The sequence below is a fragment of the Aureimonas sp. D3 genome (assembly GCF_001463805.1).
Taxonomy (GTDB): domain Bacteria; phylum Pseudomonadota; class Alphaproteobacteria; order Rhizobiales; family Rhizobiaceae; genus Aureimonas; species Aureimonas ureilytica_A.
In genome coordinates, this window is the sequence record NZ_BBWM01000024.1 from 1 (window position 1) to 16,760 (window position 16,760).

Sequence of the window (16,760 nt, forward strand, 5' to 3'; positions counted from 1 at the left end):
GGCCCCGCCTCTCCGCGCCTTTACACCCAGTCCGGCGACAAGGTGACGTTGAACCTCGTGGACGTGCCGATCCGCACGGCCGCCAATGCCATCTTCGTGGAAATCCTTGGCGGGACCTTCGCCATGGGCGACAATGTGTCGGGCACGGTGACGCTGCAAACCGCGCGGCCCGTTTCGAAACAGGCGCTGGTCGACAGTTTCCAGTCCGTGCTCGCCGCCAAGGGCCTCGCGATCGCCAAGCAGGGCGACACCTATTCCATCACGTCGGACACCGACGCCATTCACACCGGCAGCGTCGGCATGTCCCGGCCGGGCGATCTTCAGGTCGGCACGGGCGCGCGCATCGTGCCGCTCAAATTCGTCTCCGCGCTCGAAATGGAGCGCATCCTGAAGCCCATTTCGCCCAATGGCGTGATGCGCGCGGACGCGACCCGCAACATCCTGATCCTGAACGGCACCAACGACCAGATCCGCTCCATGCAGGACGCGATCGAACTGTTCGACGTGGACTGGATGCGCAATCAATCCGCCGCGATCTTTCCGCTGTCCGGCGGCGGCGATCCGAACGCCATCGCCAAGCAGCTCGACGCCGTCTACGGCGGCGCGGAAGGACCGGCCCAGGGCACCGTGCGCTTCGTGCCGAGCCGCGAGTTGAACTCGATCCTGGTGATCGCAGCCAACCGGCGGCTTCTCGACCGGGCGCGCGATTACGTCACCAAGTTCGACTACGTGGCCTCGGCCAACGGGCAGCAGACCTTCGTCTACAAGGTCGAGAACCGACCGGCCAAGGAACTCGCGACCATCGTTCAGGGCATGTTGTCGGGCATCGAGTCCTCCGGCGTCGCCAGCGGCATGACGGCGCTGCGCTCCAGCGTCGGGCTTCGCGATTCCGACACCGGCAGCGACGGGGCGGCGGCCGGCGCCATCAGCGGAATCGCGGCAGCCGAAACGCCCGCCTTCGGCGCGGCCAAGATGGCGGTGGTGGCCGACGAGCCCAACAACGCGCTGATCGTGGTGGCCACCAAGGCGCAATACGACCGGCTCCTGCCGATCCTGACCTCGTCCGACCGCATGGCCAATCAGGTGCTGATCGAAGCCGTGATCGCGGAAGTGACGCTGAACGACCAGCTGAAATTCGGCCTGCGCTGGTTCTTCGAGCATGGGGGCGGCGGCAAGGTGAAGCTGTCGGACGCGGCCAGCGGCGCGGTCGCGGCCATCGCGCCGGGCTTCTCCTACATGCTGGCTCAGGCCAATTTCCAGGTCGTGATCAACGCGCTCGCCGCCGTCACGAACGTCAAGGTCATCTCCTCGCCGACGCTGACCGTTCTCGACAACCGCACCGCGCGCCTCCAGATCGGCGATCAGGTGCCGATCGTCACGCAGACGGCGACGGCGACCTCCGCTTCCATCGACGCGCCGATCGTCAACCGCGTCGAGATGAAGGACACGGGCGTGATCCTGTCGGTGACGCCGCGCATCAATTCCAATGGCCATGTGCTGCTCAATATCGAGCAGGAGGTGAGCGACGTCGTGCGCACGACCTCCTCTGGCATCGACTCGCCCACGATCCGCCAGCGCAAGGTCTCGACCACGGTCGCGGTGGACGATGGGCAGAGCATCGCGCTCGGCGGTCTCGTGCAGGACTCGCGCGAAAAGGGCGACGACAAGGTGCCCGTGCTCGGCGACGTGCCGGTGATCGGCGCGGCCTTCCGCAACCGCAGCGACGTGAAGAAGCGCACCGAACTCGTGATCTTCATCCGCCCCCGCGTCATGCGCAATGGCAGCGAGGCCGAGGCCGTGACCCGCGAGTTCCGCGACAATCTCGCCCGGCTCGGGCTGGAGGAAGGCCGGACCAGCACGGTCCAGCGCATCACGCGCTAGAGGCGGCCGTGATCTCGCGGCGTTCCCCGCGCTCCCCCGATACGCCGGGTCGCTCGGTGGCGGGGCGCTCGAGGTTTGTCGGTCTCCTCATGGCCTGCCTTTCGCCGCGGCCCGGAACCTGGACGGACGACGCCGAGGCCAGCGATGGTGAAGCCGGATTCGTTCTTCTGTCGGTGCTTCTGGCGGCGCTCCTGTTCGTCGCGGTTGCGGCGAGCTTCGCCTTGCGCGCCCGCATCCTGACCCTGCAAACCGGCAATCTCAGCGAAATGGCGCGCGCACAGGCCGAGATCGATGGCGTCGCGCTCTATGCGGCCGATGCCTTGCGCCCGCCCAAGGTGGCTGCGCCGAGCGAGGCCGATCTTTTGGCCGCCGCGCTCTCGGGCGGGAAGGTGAAAGCCGCGCCCCTCCCCGCGCTGCCGCTGCCCGTCGATGGCACTTCCCTCACCTGCGTTCGTCCGCAGGGCGGCACGCTTACCGTGCGGGCGGTGGATCAGGGCGCGCTGATCGATCTCAACGGCGCACCCGTGCCCATGCTGCGCGAGTTTCTTCAGGCCGCCGGACTGGATAGCGAAACGGCGCGCCGGCTGGCCGACGAGATCGGCGACTTTCGCGACCCCGACGACGCGCCGCAGGAGAACGGGATCGGCGAGCGCGCGCAATATCGGCAGGCGGGCCTCGCCTGGGGGCCCGCCAACCGGCCCTTCGTGGATGTGGAGGAGATCGCGCGCCTTCCCTCGGCGACGCCGGCCTTGGTGGCACGCCTGCGCCCCCTCTTCACCGTCGCCAATCCGCGCGCCGGGCTGGATCTGTCGCAGACACCGGGCGCAACCGCCGGGCTGCTGACGGCGGACGTGCTGAAACAGCCGGCGCTCGCGCGCTGGCAGGTGGCAAGCCCGCGCACCGACTTCATGGTGGAAGCGGCGCTGCAACGCGCCGATGGCAGCGTGGCGGCCGCGCGCCGCGCCTTCCTGCGCTTCGAAGGGCCGGATGGCGGCGCGTTGCGGATCGTCAGATGGCTGCGCCCGCCCTATGGGGACGGCGCGCCGGGGCGGGCTGAGCCATCGGACGATGCCTTCTGCGCCGGGCTGGCAACGGCCCTTCCGGCCGCGGTCGCCGTCAAGCGATAAGCCGGTCGATCAGAAGCACGAGGCCGAGCGCCCCGGCGAGATGCGGGCCGAAGCGGAGGCGCATTCCGCCAGAAACCTGACGTCCCGCGAGCTTCAGCACCGCCACCATGCCCAGCGCCGAAAGGCAGGCGAGAAGGAGCACGAGCGGCAAGGCGCCGAGCCCCGTCCAGAGCGTCGCGGCCGCCAGAAACTTGACGTCACCCAGCCCCAGCCCGACGCGCCCGCGCCAAAGCCGGTAGGCGGCCCGCAGAAGGAGAAGAACGAGGCCCACCACAACGGCGTCGACAAGGCGTTCGGTGGCCAGGCTCGTGCCGATCTCCAGCGCGGCGAAGAGGCCGAGCGCGGCGATCGCGGCGTTGCAGGCGTTCGGAATGCGGCCCGTGCGCGCGTCCACCCAGGCGACGGTGCCGAGCAGCGGCACAAGAAGCAGCCAGAACCAACCATCCGCCACGTGTCATCCCCCGATCCCCGCTTCGAAGGCGATGCGGCGCGACTGGCTTCTGGCCGCTCGCGCGCGCCGATGCAAGGCGATCCGCGCGCTTCACCAGAGGCGGCCAGGCCAGCGCGGCTCGCGTGACAAAGCGTCGAAGACCGTGTCGGCCGATACGAGCGCCAAACCGGATTGGAGCGCGCTCGCGCCGATCAGCCGATCGAACGGATCGCGATGATCCCACGCGAGGGTGGAGGCGAGGAGCGAGGCCTCGGCCGAGAGCGCCAGAAGCTGCGCGCCCTGCTCGCCGGCCAGATCGATCAGCCGGGGCAAGAAGGGGGCCATCTCCGGCCATTTCCCGAGGCGCACCTTCTGGCCGATCTCGTAAAGGCTGATCGCGCTGACGAAGACGGCCTCCGCCTCCGTCAGGGCCTGCGTGGCCGCATCGCTCAAGCGCGCGTCGCCCGTCAGCGACCAGGCCCAGACGTGGGTGTCCAAGAGGACCGATCTCACGCCTCTCCTTCCCAGAGCGCCAGTTCCTCGGGCGTCATAGGTTCGAAGAAGTCCGGCCCCGAGCCCGCCACCTGCCCGCGAAGCAAGCCGATCGTGAAGGGGCGCTGCGGGATCGGCACGATGCGCGCCACGGGCCGCCGCCCACGCGCGATCACCACGTCCTCGCCGTTCAGCGCGGCTTCGATCAGCTTGGACAAATGGGTCTTGGCCGCATGAACGGTCACTTGCATGGCGCGCTTCCTAGTCAACTTAGCTAAGTATAGCGAGGAGGCCGTGTGATTTCCATGGCGGGCGCGCGTCAGCGCACGGGGCGGGTGGAATCGCGGATCACGAATTCCGGCTCCAGCCTGACGCGCGGCTCGTCCAGCGCGCGGCGGTTGAGACGGGCGAAGAGCATCTCGGTCGCAATCATGCCCTGGCGCACGCCGTCCGTGCGGATCGTGGTGAGCGAGGGCGTCAGCCAGCGCGCGAAGGGCAGATCGTCGAAGCCGACGATCGAGAGATCGCCGGGCACATCGCGGTTCAGCTCGCGCGCGGCGCTGAGCAGGCCGATGGCGATCGTGTCGTTGCCCGCGAAGATCGCGGTGAGGTCGGGGCGGCGGCGCAAGAGCGCCAGCCCGGCCAGATAGCCGCTCTCGGGGCTGAACGCGCCATCCTCGATCGCGTCCTCCTCCAGCGCGAGTCCGTGCTTTCGCAAGCCGGCATCAAGCGCCCGCAGCCGCGCGTCGGCCGCCACGAAGCCGCGCGGGGCGAAGGTGATGGCGCCGATGCGGCGGTGGCCGAGGCCGACCACGTGATCCACCGCCTCACCCAACACGCCGCGCGTCCCGAAGGTCACGGAGACTTCGGCGGGGTGGCGCACCGAGCCGATCAGGACGAGAGGAAAATCGGTTTCGATCAGTGCGATCAAGGCTTCGTCGCCAGCGCGGGGATTGACCACGATCAGCCCGTCGATGCGCCGCGACTCCACGAGATTGTCATAGGTTCCGCCTCGGCCGCCGCTTTCCAGCCCTTCCACCAGAACATGGAAGCCGAGTTCGCGATTGGCCTTCTCGATCCCGTAGAGAACGCGGGTGACGAACTGATCCACCAAAAGAATCGACGGGTCGGAAACCACGAGGCCGATCGTCTCGCTTTGGCCGCTGACCAGCATCCGCGCCGCCGAATTGGGCTTGTAGCCAAGCTCGGCCGCCGCCCTCAAGACGCGCTCGCGCGTCTCGGCGGCGATGGTGACGCTGTCGGAGCGGTTCAGCACGAGCGAAACGGTGGCGCGCGAGACCCCGGCACGGCGAGCGACATCATGGCTGGTCAGGCGTTTCGAAGCCATGCGGCGCTCCCTTTCGGCGATGCGGGGCGGTGTGACGGGAGCGCGCCGAGCAGCCTTCCCCCGCCCGAGTTATAGAGGCTCTTCGAGCGGCTTGACAAGGAAAGCGCAGCGCGGCTATCCATTGCTAACACGTGTTAGCAGTGATGTATCGCCAAGCTAACACGTGTGAATGTCAGGCTGTGCTGGGAGGCGAGCGTGGTGTACGCGTTGGGAGGCATGTCGCGGGCGCGGCGTCGACGCAAGGAAACCCTGACGGGCGTCCTGTTCGTCGCCCCGGCCTTCTTGGGCTTTCTTCTGTTCTATCTCCTGCCGACCATTCGCGCCGTTCAGATCAGCCTGACCGACTGGAACATGATGCGGGCGCCGAAATTCATCGGCCTCGGCAATTACGCCAAGCTTCTGAGCGACGGAAATTTCTGGCATTCGGCGGGCGTCACGCTGGCCTATGTCCTCACCAACATCCCGATCCAGACCACGCTCGGGCTGCTTCTGGCCGTCCTGTCGGATCGCCTCGCGCGCGCCGTCTGGCTGCGCGCCGTGATCATCGCGCCCTATCTCATCTCCAATGTCGTCGCCGCGCTAATCTGGCTCCTGATGCTGGATCCGATCCTCGGCCTCGTGAACGCTTTCCTGGATGTGGTCGGCATCGGACGGCAGGGCTTTCTCGCCTCGCCCGATCAGGCGATGGTCTCGATCGCGGGCATCTCGACCTGGCGGCACACGGGCCTCACCGCGCTTCTCTTCTATGCCGGGCTCCAGGCGATCCCGCGCCATCTCTACGAGGCGGCCAAGCTCGAAGGGGCGGGCGAGTGGACGATGTTCCGTCGCATCACCCTGCCGCTGCTGCGCCCCGTGCTGGCCTTCGTGCTGGTGACGAGCCTCATCGGATCGTTTCAGGTCTTCGACGTGGTGGCCGTCACCACGGCGGGCGGCCCGTCCAACTCGACCCGCGTCCTCCTCTGGTACATCTACGAGAACGCCTTCCGCTTCAACAGGATGGGCTACGCCTCGGCGATCTCGGTCGTGCTCTTCGCGGTGCTGATCCTCGTCACGCTTCTTCAGATGCGCGTTCTGCGCGCCGACCGCTCGGACCTGGACTGAGGAAGGGCCCCATGAAGAAGCTCACACCCCAGGCCGCGCTCGGCTATTTCGTTCTCGCGCTCTTCGTCTTCATCTCTCTGCTGCCGCTCTGGATGGCGCTGAAACTGGCGCTGACCAACCCGGCCGATGTCTATACCAGCGCCGACAGTCTCCTGCCGGGCCGTTTTACCTTCGGCAACTTCCTGCGCGTGATGGGCCTGCCCTCGGATATCGAGCTGGCCGCGTTCCGCGCCTCGCCGATCGATTTCACGCTCGCGCTGCGCAACAGCCTGATCTACACGGCGCTCACCGTGTCGGGGCAGATCTTCTTTTCGGCCATGGCGGGCTATGCCTTCGCGCGGATGAGGTTTCCCGGCCGCGACGCGCTGTTCTTCGCCTTTCTGGCCGCGACCATGATCCCGAGCATGGTGCTCTTCATCCCGAATTTCATTCTGGTGAAGCAGCTCGGCCTATTGAATACATTCGCCGGGCTCGCAGCGCCGACCATCCTGATGACGCCCTTCGCGGTCTTCTTCCTGCGCCAGTTCTTCCTGTCGGCGCCCAAGGAACTGGACGAGGCGGCGCGGCTGGAAGGGGCCTCGCAGTTCCAGATCTTCTGGCGCATCGCCCTGCCGATCCAGAAAGGGCCGATCGCGACGCTCGCGATCCTGCTCTCTGTCAATTCCTGGAACGAGTTCTTCTGGCCGTTCCTGGTCGGGCGCGATCCGAGCGTTCGTGTCATGGCCGTCGCCCTGTCGGATTTCACGAGCCAGACGGGCCAGGGCAATCCGGACTGGAGCGGGCTGATGGCCGCCATCGCGCTCTCGATCCTGCCGATCATCGCGCTTCTCGTCGTCTTCGGACGCCAGATCGTGGAGTCGCTCCAGACGAGTGGCATGAAGTAACCGCGCCGCTCGAGGCGCGGAACGGACAGCTAAAAGGGGAGGATACACGCATGAACCGCTTCTGGACCGGCGCACTCGCCGCCACCACCGCACTGACCCTGATCGGAGCGCCCAACGCACGTGCCGCCGAGGTCACCCTGACCTACGCCATGTGGGACGCCAACCAGGCCCCGGTCTACGGAAAATGCGCGGCGAAGTTCGAGGCCGCCCATCCCGGCATCAAGATCGATATTCAGCAGGACAGCTGGAACAATTACTGGACGACGCTCTCCACCGGCTTCGTGTCAGGCACCGCGCCGGATGTCTTCGTCAACCATGTCAGCCGCTTTCCCGAATTCCTGTCGAACGGCGTCATGATGGACCTGACCGACCGCATCGCGGCCGACAAGCTGGACATGAAGGCCTATATGCCCGGCCTCGCCGAGACCTGGAACAAGGACGGCCAGCAATGGGGCCTGCCCAAGGACTGGGACACGATCGCTCTCGTCTACAACAAGAAAATGCTGGCCGATGCCGGCCTGAAGCCCGAAGACCTTCAGAAACTCGACTGGAACCCCAAGGACGGTGGCTCGCTCCAGAAGGTCATCGCGCATCTGGCGATCGATCAGGCCGGCAAGCGTGGCGACGAGGCGGGCTTCGACAAGTCCAAGGTCGCGACCTATGGCTGGGCCACGACCACAGCGGACGGCTACGGCCAGAACCAGTGGAGCTTCCTTGCGGCCTCCGACGGCTTCCGGCCGATCGACCAGTCCTGGGGCACCCATTACAATTACGACAGCCCGGCGCTCGCCCAGACTCTCACCTGGCTGCGCGATCTCGCCTTGCAGAAAGGCGTCAGCCTCAGCCAGGAGCAGACCGGCAAACTGAACGCCACCGCCATTTTCGCCGCCAACAAGGCCGCGATCGTGCCCGATGGTTCCTGGAACATCGCCGCCTATCGCGACGCCAAGGGCACCGATGTCGGCTTCGCGCCTCTGCCCAAGGGACCGGACGGGCGCAAGTCCATGTTCAATGGCTTGGCCGACAGCATCTATGCCGGCACCAAGCACCCGGACGAAGCCTGGGAATGGGTGAAATATCTCGGCGGCTCGGAATGCCAGACGATCGTGGGCGAGGCCGGCGTCGTCTTCCCCGCACGCCCGGAAGGCACCAAGGCGGCCGAGGCCGCGCATAAGGCCAAGGGGCTCGACGTCTCGGCCTTCGTCGAGGTCGCAACGCCCCAGACGACCTTCCCCTTCCCGATCTCCGAACACGGCTCGGAAATCTTCGCCATCCTGACGGCTGCGGTCGAGAACGTGCTGCTCGGCCGTGGCGATCCGGCGACCGTCCTGAAGGACGCCAATGCGCAGGTGAACGGCCTGTTCTGACGGACGGAGCCGGGGCGCTGCCCCAGCGCCTGTTGCCTTCCGGCCCGGCGACAAAGCGGGCCGGCTGATCTCCCGTTTTGGGCCGGCGCTCCCACCGGCCCGGAGCCGGGCGGGACACGCTCCCGCGCCCGCTCGGCTCCCTTCCCCTTTCCTCCTCCGCGACCCAAGAATTTCAAGGACACGCCATGCGACGCCCCAAGATCACGTTCATCGGAGCCGGCTCCACGGTCTTCATGAAGAACATCATCGGCGATGTCTTGCACCGCCCGGCCTTCAAGGACGCGATCATCGCGCTGATGGACGTCAATGCCGAACGTCTGGCCGAGAGCGAGATCGTCGCGGGCAAGCTGGTGAGGGCGCTCGGCGCGAGCGCCACGATCGAAACCCATAGCGACCGCCGCCGGTCGCTGGAGAAGGCCGATTTCGTGGTGGTCGCCTTCCAGATCGGCGGCTACGAGCCCTGCACGGTCACCGACTTCGAAATCCCCAAAGAGTTCGGGCTGCGACAGACCATCGCCGACACGCTCGGCGTCGGCGGCATCATGCGGGGCCTGCGCACCGTGCCCCATCTCTGGGCCATCTGCGCCGATATGATGGAGGTCTGCCCCGAGGCGATCCTTCTGCAATATGTCAACCCGATGGCGATCAACACCTGGGCCATCGCGGAGAAATTCCCCGCCATCCGGCAGGTCGGGCTTTGCCATTCCGTGCAGCATACGGCGGCCGAGCTGGCGCGCGATCTCGACATTCCCGTTTCCGAGCTGCGCTATCGCGCCGCCGGCATCAACCACATGGCCTTCTATCTGAAGTTCGAGCGCAAGCTGCCGGACGGCTCGTTCCGCGATCTCTATCCCGATCTGCTGGAGGGCTACCGCGCGGGCCGAATCCCGAAGCCCTCCAGCTGGAACGCGCGCTGCCCCAACAAGGTGCGCTACGACATGTTCACGCGGCTGGGCTACTTCGTCACCGAAAGCTCCGAGCATTTCGCCGAGTACACGCCCTGGTTCATCAAGGAGGGGCGCGAGGACCTGATCCGGAAATACGAGATTCCGCTGGACGAATACCCCAAGCGCTGCGTCGAGCAGATCGCCCGATGGAAGGGCGAATCGGCCGCTCTCACCGGCTCCGACACGATTGAGGTGAAGGAGAGCCATGAATATGCCTCCTCCATCATGAACTCGGTCTGGACCGGCGAACCGTCGGTGATCTACGGGAACCTGCGCAACAATGGCTGCATCACCTCGCTGCCTGACAATTGCGCCGCCGAAGTGCCCTGCCTCGTGGACGCCAACGGCATCCAGCCGACCTATATCGGCGAATTGCCGGTGCAGCTCACCGCCCTCATGCGCACCAATATCAACGTGCAGGAGCTGACGGTGAAGGCGCTGATGACGGAGAACCGTCAGCACATCTACCACGCGGCCATGATGGACCCGCACACGGGCGCCGAACTCGACCTCGACCAGATCTGGAGCCTCGTGGACAAGCTGACATCGGCCCATGGCGAGTGGCTGCCCGAATGGGCGCGCGCCTGACACGAGCGGTATGAGCGACCCGGCGGCCCCGCGGCGGCCACCGGGCGGTGACGAAAGCGGCCCCTGCCAGCGAGGCGATAGACCCCATGTCCTTTCTCAAGATCGAACAGGTCCGCAAGCGCTTCGGCGCGGTGGAAACCATCAAGGGCGTGTCCTTCGAGGCGGCGAAGGGCGAGTTCGTGGTGTTCGTCGGCCCGTCCGGCTGCGGCAAGTCCACGCTCCTGCGGATGATCTCGGGACTGGAGGAAACGAGCGACGGGCGCATCCTCATCGACGGCGAAGACCTGACCCATGCCGACCCGGCCGAGCGGCATGTCGCCATGGTGTTCCAGTCCTACGCGCTGTTTCCGCATATGTCGGTCTACGACAACATCGCGTTCGGTATGCAGATCAACAAGGTGCCCAAGGCCGAAATCCAGGCGCGCGTCATGGAGGCCGCGCGTATCCTCCAGATCGAGCCGCTTCTCGCCCGCCGTCCCAAGCAGCTGTCGGGCGGCCAGCGCCAGCGCGTCGCCATCGGCCGCGCCATCGTGAGGAAGCCCAAGCTCTTCCTGTTCGACGAGCCGCTTTCCAATCTCGACGCCGAGCTTCGCACGCAGATGCGCGTCGAGATCGCCAAGCTTCACCGCGAGATCGGCGCGACCATGATCTATGTCACGCATGATCAGGTCGAGGCCATGACGCTCGCCGACCGTATCGTGGTGCTGCGCAATGGCGAGGTCGAGCAGGTCGGCTCGCCCACCGAGCTTTACGACAACCCCGCCAATCTCTTCGTCGCCGGTTTCATCGGCAATCCGCGCATGAGCTTTCTGGATGGGGTCGTGGAATCCGTCTCAGGTGGCGCGGCGCGCATCGCCTCCCCTGCCTTTGCAGCGCCGCAGACGATCTCCGGTCCCTTCGCCCGCGCGCTGGTGGCGGGAGAGAGCGTCACGCTCGGCCTTCGCCCCGAGGCCTTGCGTATCGACGCCCGCGCGTCGGTGCTGACGGCCAAGGTCGAGATCACCGAAAATCTCGGCGGCTCGACCCTGATCCATGCGCGCACGGGCGATGGGCGCGCGCTGACCCTGGCGACGCCTGACCGCGCGGCCGCTCGCGAAGGCAGCCTCCTCCCCCTCGCCTTCGCCGCCGCACCTCATCTGTTCGGTGCGGACGGCAAACGCCTGTCGGCCCCTATCGGCTGACGATCGAGCGACGAGTTCTATGCGTCAGGCGGCAGCGCCGATCGTCCGGCTGTGGTGACGCCAGTCGCGCGGGGTGCAGCCGTAGATGCGGCGGAAGGCGCGGTTGAAATTGCAGACCTGATCGAAGCCGACCGACAGGGCGATTTCGCTGATCAGCCTGACGTCGCCGGGATCGGCGAGGGCAGCGGTCGCCATTTGCAGGCGCACGCGCGTGACATAGGCCGAGATGCCCTCGCCATCCGAAAAGGCGCGGTAGAGCGTGGCGCGGGAGACCTTCGACATGGCCGCAATGCGCGCGACGTCGAGATCGGCCTCGCGGAAACGCTGCTGGATGATCCAGCGGACCTCGGTGCGCAAACGCGAAAGATGGGCTTCCTCGCTGAGCGAAACCGTGCCCGTCGAGTTCAGAAGCGACAGGAAAGCGCCCCTCAGCCCGTCCCCCAGATGGGCGCCGATTTCGTCACCGGCATCGGGAAGCTGCTGGAGAAGCGAGGTGACCTGCCGCACGACGGGCGCGGCGTCCTTGCCCGCCATGACAAGCCCGTGCAGGCCGTCGATATGGGGGACGAGGCGCTGAATGTCCTTCCGGTTGAACACCAGCGTGACGTAATGGGCATTGGTCGAGTTATGCGTGTAGGGGGCGCTGAGATCGCCGAACAGAACAGAGTTGGGGCCGGCCTTGTAGGAGCCGACCGCCGTCTCGCCGTGGACCCGACCCGCCAAGCTGCCCCCCCAAGCTGATGCCATCCATCCCATCCGATCGGATCAGTTGCGACGTCCGCGTGTAGGTCTGGCCCGTCATCCGTGCCTCTTGCAGAACCATGCTGCCGAGTTGGTAGGACCGGATATGGGAATAGAACTCGCCTGATGGCTTGTCGGTCTGCATCATCTTGGCCATGGACGGCCAGGCCCGCTCGCGCCACGCCTCGTAACGCTCCTTGAGCGCCACACGCTGGGTGGTGAACGTCTGGAACCGCATGGAGTCTCTGGCACCGCACTGTCGCGCCCTCGAAAAGGCAAAGCTCTTTCACCTGCCACCGCTCGGCGCGACACTCAAGCCTCGGGGTATCACAAGCGCGCCGTTTCGGCGCGCATCCTTGACGGATGCCATGCGCCGAACCTGCATCCGGCTGACCGATATCGCGGGGTCGCTTGAAACGGCGTGCTTGTTGGCCGGGAACAGGTTGGGGTTGATGCGTGTTGGACTGGCATCATCGATGTTAAGGAGGTCCTGAAATGGCCTATATCGAAGCCAAGGACGGCACACAGCTTCACGTGAAGGACATGGGCCAGGGTCGCCCGGTCGTGCTGATCCACGGCTGGCCGCTGACCGGCGACATGTTCGAGTATCAGACCGTCGCGCTTCTGGAAGCGGGCTTTCGCGTCATCACCTACGACCGGCGCGGCTTCGGCCAGTCGGGCCATCCCGCCACGGGCTATACCTACGACGTCTTCGCCGACGATCTTGCCGCTGTTCTGGACGGGCTCGATCTAAAGGATGTCTCACTGGTCGGCTTCTCCATGGGCGGCGGCGAAATCGCGCGCTATCTCAGCCGCCACGGCGCGTCGCGCATTTCCAAGGCGGTTCTGGTCGCCTCGGTCGCCGGCTATCTCCTGAAGGATGAGAGCAATCCGGACGGCGTGGACGCCAGCGTCTTCGAGGACATGAAGGCCCAGATCCGAAAGGATCGCTTCGCCTTCCTCCAGAGCTTCTCCAAGAGCTTCTACGGCGTCGGGCTTCTGTCCCACCCCGTCAGCCAGGGCATTCTCGACTGGTCCTTCGTGCTCGGCGTGATGGCGAGCCCCAAGGCCACAATCGACTGCGTGGACGCTTTCGGCAAGACCGACTTCCGCCCCGACTTCAAGGCCTTCACCATTCCGACGCTGGTGATCCACGGCACGGGTGACAACACGGTGCCGATCGACCCGACGGGCCGGGCCGCCGCCAAGGCCATTTCGGGCGCGCGTCTGGTGGAGTACGAGGGCGAGCCGCACGGGCTCTTCGCCACCGTGCCGGATCGGCTGAACAAGGATCTGCTGGACTTCCTGCGCTAAGCGCAGATCCCAGGTCGGATCGAGGCGGGTCGCTCGCGGCCCGCCTCTTTGCGTTTGCGCTTCGACCTCACGCCCCGACCATACCTCGCGCCCCAACCACATGGCGCTGAAACGAAAAACGCCCTTGCCGGGGGAGGACCGGCAAGGGCGTCAGGGGTAAGCCGAAAGGTGGGAGGAACCGTTCGGCTTGAACGCCGGGGCCGGGGGAGGACCGGCCAGGGCGAAGCTGAAAAAGTCTTAGCGGGCCGTGCGCCGCTTACTCGACGGAAGGTCGGAGCGCGAAAGGCCGATCTCCGACAGCTCGCGAGCGATGAAGCCGTTCCGTTCGCGGGCCGTGAGGCGGAACTGGGGGCGATCTTCGAAGAGGCGAGCGAGTGTCACGGTCTGGTCCTTGTCTGCCCGGCCTCGTCTGGTTGGCGGCCGGCTCGACGATGTTGTTTGTTGCTCCCTATCTAACCCAGCCGAGCCATGACGAGGAGCGCAAAGCTGGAAAGGGAGAAATGCGTTTGCGCGATAGCGAAGACTTGCAGATCAGTCATGCATTCAGCGCATGGCGAAAGAGCGATGCCCCTCGTTAGAGCCGGGGCGGACCGAGGCCCGCCCCGACTGTCTCAAGCATAATATCCGAGCACGGATTTCGTCTCGAGATATTCTTCCATGCCCTCACGCCCATACTCGCGGCCGTTGCCGGAGCGCTTGTAGCCGCCGAAGGGCGCGTTCGGATCCCAGACCGGCGCGTTCAGATGGACCTGACCGGCGCGGATCTGCCCCGCCACGTCGCGGACCTGATCCATGTTGGTGCCGTGCACATGCGCGCCGAGCCCGTAGATCGTGTCGTTGGCGATCTCGATTGCCTCCTCCACGCTGTCATAGGGCAGGATGGCGAGAACCGGCCCGAAGATTTCCTCGCGCGCGATGGCCATGTCGCTGCGAACCTCGGAGAAGATCGTCGGGCGCGCGAACAAGCCGGCATCGATCCCGTCGGGCCGTCCCGCCCCGCCGGTGACGAGCTTGGCGCCCTCCGCGACGCCGGTCTCGATCATCGTCTGGATGCGCTCGTACTGCGCCCGGTTGGCGATCGGACCATGGGTCGTCGCCTCGCCCAAGGGATCGCCCACCACAAATTCCGCCGCCGTCCTGGCCGCCAGCGCTTCCACCTCGGCCAGCCGCGCGCGCGGCACGATCATGCGCGTCGGCGCGCTGCAGGATTGCCCGAGATTGCGCATGGCGGAGGCGACGCCCAGCGGAACGCAACGCTCCAGATCGGCGTCGGGCAGCACGATATTGGGCGACTTGCCGCCGAGTTCCTGCGCCACGCGCTTGACGGTGGGCGCGGCGGCCTGCGCCACCAGAACGCCGGCACGGGTCGAGCCGGTGATCGACACCATATCGACCTCCGGGTGCGAGGCCATGGCTTCGCCCACCACAGGCCCGCTGCCGTTGACGAGGTTGAACACGCCCGCCGGGCAGCCGGCGTCGTGCATGATCTCGGCAAACAGAAGCGCGCTCAAGGGCGACAGCTCGCTCGGCTTCAACACCACCGTGCAGCCGGCGGCGAGCGCCGGGCCGACCTTGGCGGTGATCTGGTAGAGCGGCCAGTTCCAGGGCGTGATCAGCGCGCAGACGCCGATCGCCTCCTTCAGGATCGCAGTCGTGCCGCGCGGCGCGACGAAAGGGAAACTCGCCAGATTGTCCCGGGCCACCCGGAGATGCTCTGCGGCGAGCGGCACCTGCGCCGCGCGGGCGTAGTTGATCGCCGCGCCCATTTCGGTGCGAAGCGCCTGCGCGATCAGCTCGGCCCGTTCCAGAACGAGCGCATGGACGCGCGAGAGAAGCGCGGCGCGCTCGGCCGGACTCGTACGGGACCACGGGCGAAAGGCGCGGCGCGCGGCGAGGGTCGCGCGCTCGACATCCGCCTCGTTGCCCATCGCGATCTCGGCTACCACCGCTTCGCTCGCCGGGTTCACGACGGCGAAGCGCTCGCGCCCCTCCGGCTCGCGCCACGCGCCGTCGATGTAGAAGCGAAGAAGATGACCGGCCTCGCTGAGATGGCGAACGGGGTCGATCATTGGAAGCGGTCCTTCATGCGATAATAGGCGCCGACGATCGGCAGGAACCAGGGCTTGCCGAAATGGCCGGGAATAGCCGGCCAGTCGAAATCCTTCCAAGGGTTCAGATGGGCCTGCCCGTCCATGACATCGGCCATGACCGTGCCCATCAGCGTCGACATCTGCGTGCCGTGGCCGCTGTATCCCATCGAATAATAGACGCCCTCGCGCTCGCCCGCGCGGGGCAGCCGGTCACGCGTCATGTCCACCATGCCGCCCCAGCAATAGTCGATGCGCGTGTCGCTGAGTTCGGGGAAGACGTCGTTCAGCGCCGCGCGCAGGATCGCGCCGCTCTTCTCGTCGGACGCCGGGTTCGACACGGCAAAGCGCGCGCGCCCGCCGAAGAGCAGCCGGTTGTCGGGGGTCGGGCGGAAATAGTTGACGAGGTTCTTGGTATCGACCGCGTTGCGACGGCGCGGCGTCAGCTTGCGCAGGAGGTCCTGCGGCAGCGGCTCGGTCGCGATCAGGAACGCGCCCACCGGCACCACGCGCCGGCGCACCCAGCCGATGGGGCCAACCTGCGAGATGCCGCTGGCGAGGAGCACCTGTTTGGCCGTGAACTTTCCCTTGGGCGTTTCAACAGCGTGGCCGCCGCTCACGCGCTTCAGACCCATCATCGGCGTGCGCTCATAGATGGCGACGCCGCGCCGCGCGGCGGCTTCCGCCAGGCCCCTGATATAGCGACCCATATGCATGGCCGCGCTCTTGCCGTAGACGAGGCCGCCGTAATAGCGCTCGGTTCCGACCTCGGAGGCGAGGTCGGCGGGGCTCACCATGTGGGTTTCGGGATCGACATGGGCGGCCAGCAGGGCCTGTGCGCGGGCCAGCTTGTCGTAATGCTCGGGCTTGGCGGCGAGCTTCAGCTTGCCGACGCGCGCGAACTGGCAGTCGATGCCCTCTTCGGTGACGAGCCGCTCGACCGTATCGACGCCCGCATCGAAGGCCTTATAGAGTTGATCGGCTTTTTCACGGCCGAGCTTCTCCGACATGGTGGCGTAGTCCTGCGCAAAGCCGTTGTTGCACATGCCGCCATTGCGACCCGACGCGCCATGGCCGATCGTCTCGGCTTCGAGCAGGATGACACGCGCGCCCTTCTTGGCGAGCGTCAGCGCCGCCGTCAGGCCGGTGAAGCCGCCGCCGATCACGGCGACATCGTAGCTGCCCTCGATCGGACCCTGGGCGCCGCCGGTGAAGGGCGGGGCCGTGTCCAGCCAATAGGATGTGAGCTTCATCTCGGCTCCGTGTTCTCGC

16 protein-coding genes are annotated in these 16,760 nt (G+C 66.5%); 8 read left to right on the forward strand and 8 right to left on the reverse strand.

The annotated features are described in order from the left end of the window. Both gspD and AUL36_RS06280 read left to right on the forward strand, forming a co-directional pair. A partial coding sequence (gene gspD, locus AUL36_RS06275) for a type II secretion system secretin GspD (protein WP_062219038.1) occupies positions 1 to 1,881 on the forward strand: 1,881 nt, incomplete at its 5' end. A gap of 89 nt (positions 1,882 to 1,970) precedes the next feature. After that, complete coding sequence (locus tag AUL36_RS06280) at positions 1,971 to 3,008, forward strand: general secretion pathway protein GspK (RefSeq protein WP_062219040.1); 1,038 nt, start codon at positions 1,971 to 1,973, stop codon at positions 3,006 to 3,008. Here the strand turns inward: AUL36_RS06280 and AUL36_RS06285 are convergent. The 4 genes from AUL36_RS06285 to AUL36_RS06300 form a co-directional block, all read right to left on the reverse strand. Beyond that, positions 2,998 to 3,459, reverse strand: coding sequence for a prepilin peptidase (locus AUL36_RS06285; protein WP_062219042.1), 462 nt, complete (start codon positions 3,457 to 3,459; stop codon positions 2,998 to 3,000). The two genes, AUL36_RS06280 and AUL36_RS06285, sit on opposite strands and share 11 nt — an antisense overlap. 90 nt (positions 3,460 to 3,549) lie before the next feature. After that, positions 3,550 to 3,951: a type II toxin-antitoxin system VapC family toxin gene (locus AUL36_RS06290; RefSeq protein ID WP_062219044.1), complete on the reverse strand. Its 402-nt coding sequence runs from the start codon at positions 3,949 to 3,951 to the stop codon at positions 3,550 to 3,552. Further along, on the reverse strand, positions 3,948 to 4,181 hold the full coding sequence (locus AUL36_RS06295; protein WP_058598749.1) for a type II toxin-antitoxin system Phd/YefM family antitoxin: 234 nt from the start codon (positions 4,179 to 4,181) through the stop codon (positions 3,948 to 3,950). The genes AUL36_RS06290 and AUL36_RS06295 overlap by 4 nt, the downstream gene beginning before the upstream one ends. Before the next feature lie 68 nt (positions 4,182 to 4,249). Continuing rightward, positions 4,250 to 5,278 (reverse strand): LacI family DNA-binding transcriptional regulator, encoded by a 1,029-nt coding sequence (locus tag AUL36_RS06300; protein WP_062219046.1) that lies wholly within the window; start codon positions 5,276 to 5,278, stop codon positions 4,250 to 4,252. A gap of 198 nt (positions 5,279 to 5,476) precedes the next feature. Here AUL36_RS06300 and AUL36_RS06305 point away from each other — a divergent pair, with 198 nt between their 5' ends. The 5 genes from AUL36_RS06305 (at position 5,477) to AUL36_RS06325 (ending at position 11,346) form a co-directional block, all read left to right on the forward strand. Beyond that, complete coding sequence (locus tag AUL36_RS06305) at positions 5,477 to 6,379, forward strand: carbohydrate ABC transporter permease (RefSeq protein ID WP_244497054.1); 903 nt, start codon at positions 5,477 to 5,479, stop codon at positions 6,377 to 6,379. Positions 6,380 to 6,390: 11 nt separating this feature from the next. Then, positions 6,391 to 7,263, forward strand: coding sequence for a carbohydrate ABC transporter permease (locus tag AUL36_RS06310; protein ID WP_062219050.1), 873 nt, complete (start codon positions 6,391 to 6,393; stop codon positions 7,261 to 7,263). A 50-nt stretch (positions 7,264 to 7,313) separates the two neighbouring features. Then, positions 7,314 to 8,630: an ABC transporter substrate-binding protein gene (locus AUL36_RS06315; RefSeq protein ID WP_062219053.1), complete on the forward strand. Its 1,317-nt coding sequence runs from the start codon at positions 7,314 to 7,316 to the stop codon at positions 8,628 to 8,630. Positions 8,631 to 8,815: 185 nt separating this feature from the next. After that, the gene (locus tag AUL36_RS06320; protein ID WP_062219055.1) at positions 8,816 to 10,165 is read left to right on the forward strand and encodes an alpha-glucosidase/alpha-galactosidase; all 1,350 of its coding nucleotides are present in this window, start codon (positions 8,816 to 8,818) and stop codon (positions 10,163 to 10,165) included. Between the two features lie 86 nt (positions 10,166 to 10,251). After that, on the forward strand, positions 10,252 to 11,346 hold the full coding sequence (locus tag AUL36_RS06325) for an ABC transporter ATP-binding protein (RefSeq protein ID WP_062219057.1): 1,095 nt from the start codon (positions 10,252 to 10,254) through the stop codon (positions 11,344 to 11,346). Between the two features lie 24 nt (positions 11,347 to 11,370). On the opposite strand, the gene AUL36_RS06330 is transcribed toward AUL36_RS06325, so the two are convergent. Beyond that, the gene (locus AUL36_RS06330) at positions 11,371 to 12,093 is read right to left on the reverse strand and encodes an AraC family transcriptional regulator (protein WP_244497055.1); all 723 of its coding nucleotides are present in this window, start codon (positions 12,091 to 12,093) and stop codon (positions 11,371 to 11,373) included. 489 nt (positions 12,094 to 12,582) lie between these two features. Between AUL36_RS06330 and AUL36_RS06335 the strand changes: the two genes are divergently transcribed. Continuing rightward, positions 12,583 to 13,401, forward strand: coding sequence for an alpha/beta fold hydrolase (locus AUL36_RS06335; RefSeq protein WP_058635771.1), 819 nt, complete (start codon positions 12,583 to 12,585; stop codon positions 13,399 to 13,401). 237 nt (positions 13,402 to 13,638) lie between these two features. Here the strand turns inward: AUL36_RS06335 and AUL36_RS24180 are convergent, their stop codons facing one another. The 3 genes from AUL36_RS24180 to AUL36_RS06345 all read right to left on the reverse strand — a co-directional run bounded on the left by AUL36_RS24180 (position 13,639) and on the right by AUL36_RS06345 (position 16,741). Next, positions 13,639 to 13,782 (reverse strand): DUF1127 domain-containing protein, encoded by a 144-nt coding sequence (locus AUL36_RS24180; RefSeq protein WP_153003625.1) that lies wholly within the window; start codon positions 13,780 to 13,782, stop codon positions 13,639 to 13,641. 230 nt (positions 13,783 to 14,012) lie between these two features. Next, a complete protein-coding gene (locus tag AUL36_RS06340) occupies positions 14,013 to 15,470 on the reverse strand; it encodes an aldehyde dehydrogenase family protein (protein WP_062219060.1) in 1,458 nt (485 codons plus the stop codon). Next, on the reverse strand, positions 15,467 to 16,741 hold the full coding sequence (locus AUL36_RS06345) for an NAD(P)/FAD-dependent oxidoreductase (RefSeq protein WP_062219062.1): 1,275 nt from the start codon (positions 16,739 to 16,741) through the stop codon (positions 15,467 to 15,469). The genes AUL36_RS06340 and AUL36_RS06345 overlap by 4 nt, the downstream gene beginning before the upstream one ends. Positions 16,742 to 16,760: the final 19 nt, after the last annotated feature.

What these genes read in the sequence shown, in the direction of transcription:
- AUL36_RS06280 (WP_062219040.1), top strand. Translation starts at nt 1,971, where the DNA reads ATGGCCTGCCTTTCGCCGCGGCCCGGAACCTGGACGGACGACGCCGAG.
- AUL36_RS06295 (WP_058598749.1), bottom strand. Translation starts at nt 4,181, where the DNA reads ATGCAAGTGACCGTTCATGCGGCCAAGACCCATTTGTCCAAGCTGATC.
- AUL36_RS06300 (WP_062219046.1), bottom strand. Translation starts at nt 5,278, where the DNA reads ATGGCTTCGAAACGCCTGACCAGCCATGATGTCGCTCGCCGTGCCGGG.
- AUL36_RS06310 (WP_062219050.1), top strand. Translation starts at nt 6,391, where the DNA reads ATGAAGAAGCTCACACCCCAGGCCGCGCTCGGCTATTTCGTTCTCGCG.
- AUL36_RS06315 (WP_062219053.1), top strand. Translation starts at nt 7,314, where the DNA reads ATGAACCGCTTCTGGACCGGCGCACTCGCCGCCACCACCGCACTGACC.
- AUL36_RS06320 (WP_062219055.1), top strand. Translation starts at nt 8,816, where the DNA reads ATGCGACGCCCCAAGATCACGTTCATCGGAGCCGGCTCCACGGTCTTC.
- AUL36_RS06325 (WP_062219057.1), top strand. Translation starts at nt 10,252, where the DNA reads ATGTCCTTTCTCAAGATCGAACAGGTCCGCAAGCGCTTCGGCGCGGTG.
- AUL36_RS06330 (WP_244497055.1), bottom strand. Translation starts at nt 12,093, where the DNA reads ATGGCATCAGCTTGGGGGGGCAGCTTGGCGGGTCGGGTCCACGGCGAG.
- AUL36_RS06335 (WP_058635771.1), top strand. Translation starts at nt 12,583, where the DNA reads ATGGCCTATATCGAAGCCAAGGACGGCACACAGCTTCACGTGAAGGAC.
- AUL36_RS06340 (WP_062219060.1), bottom strand. Translation starts at nt 15,470, where the DNA reads ATGATCGACCCCGTTCGCCATCTCAGCGAGGCCGGTCATCTTCTTCGC.
- AUL36_RS06345 (WP_062219062.1), bottom strand. Translation starts at nt 16,741, where the DNA reads ATGAAGCTCACATCCTATTGGCTGGACACGGCCCCGCCCTTCACCGGC.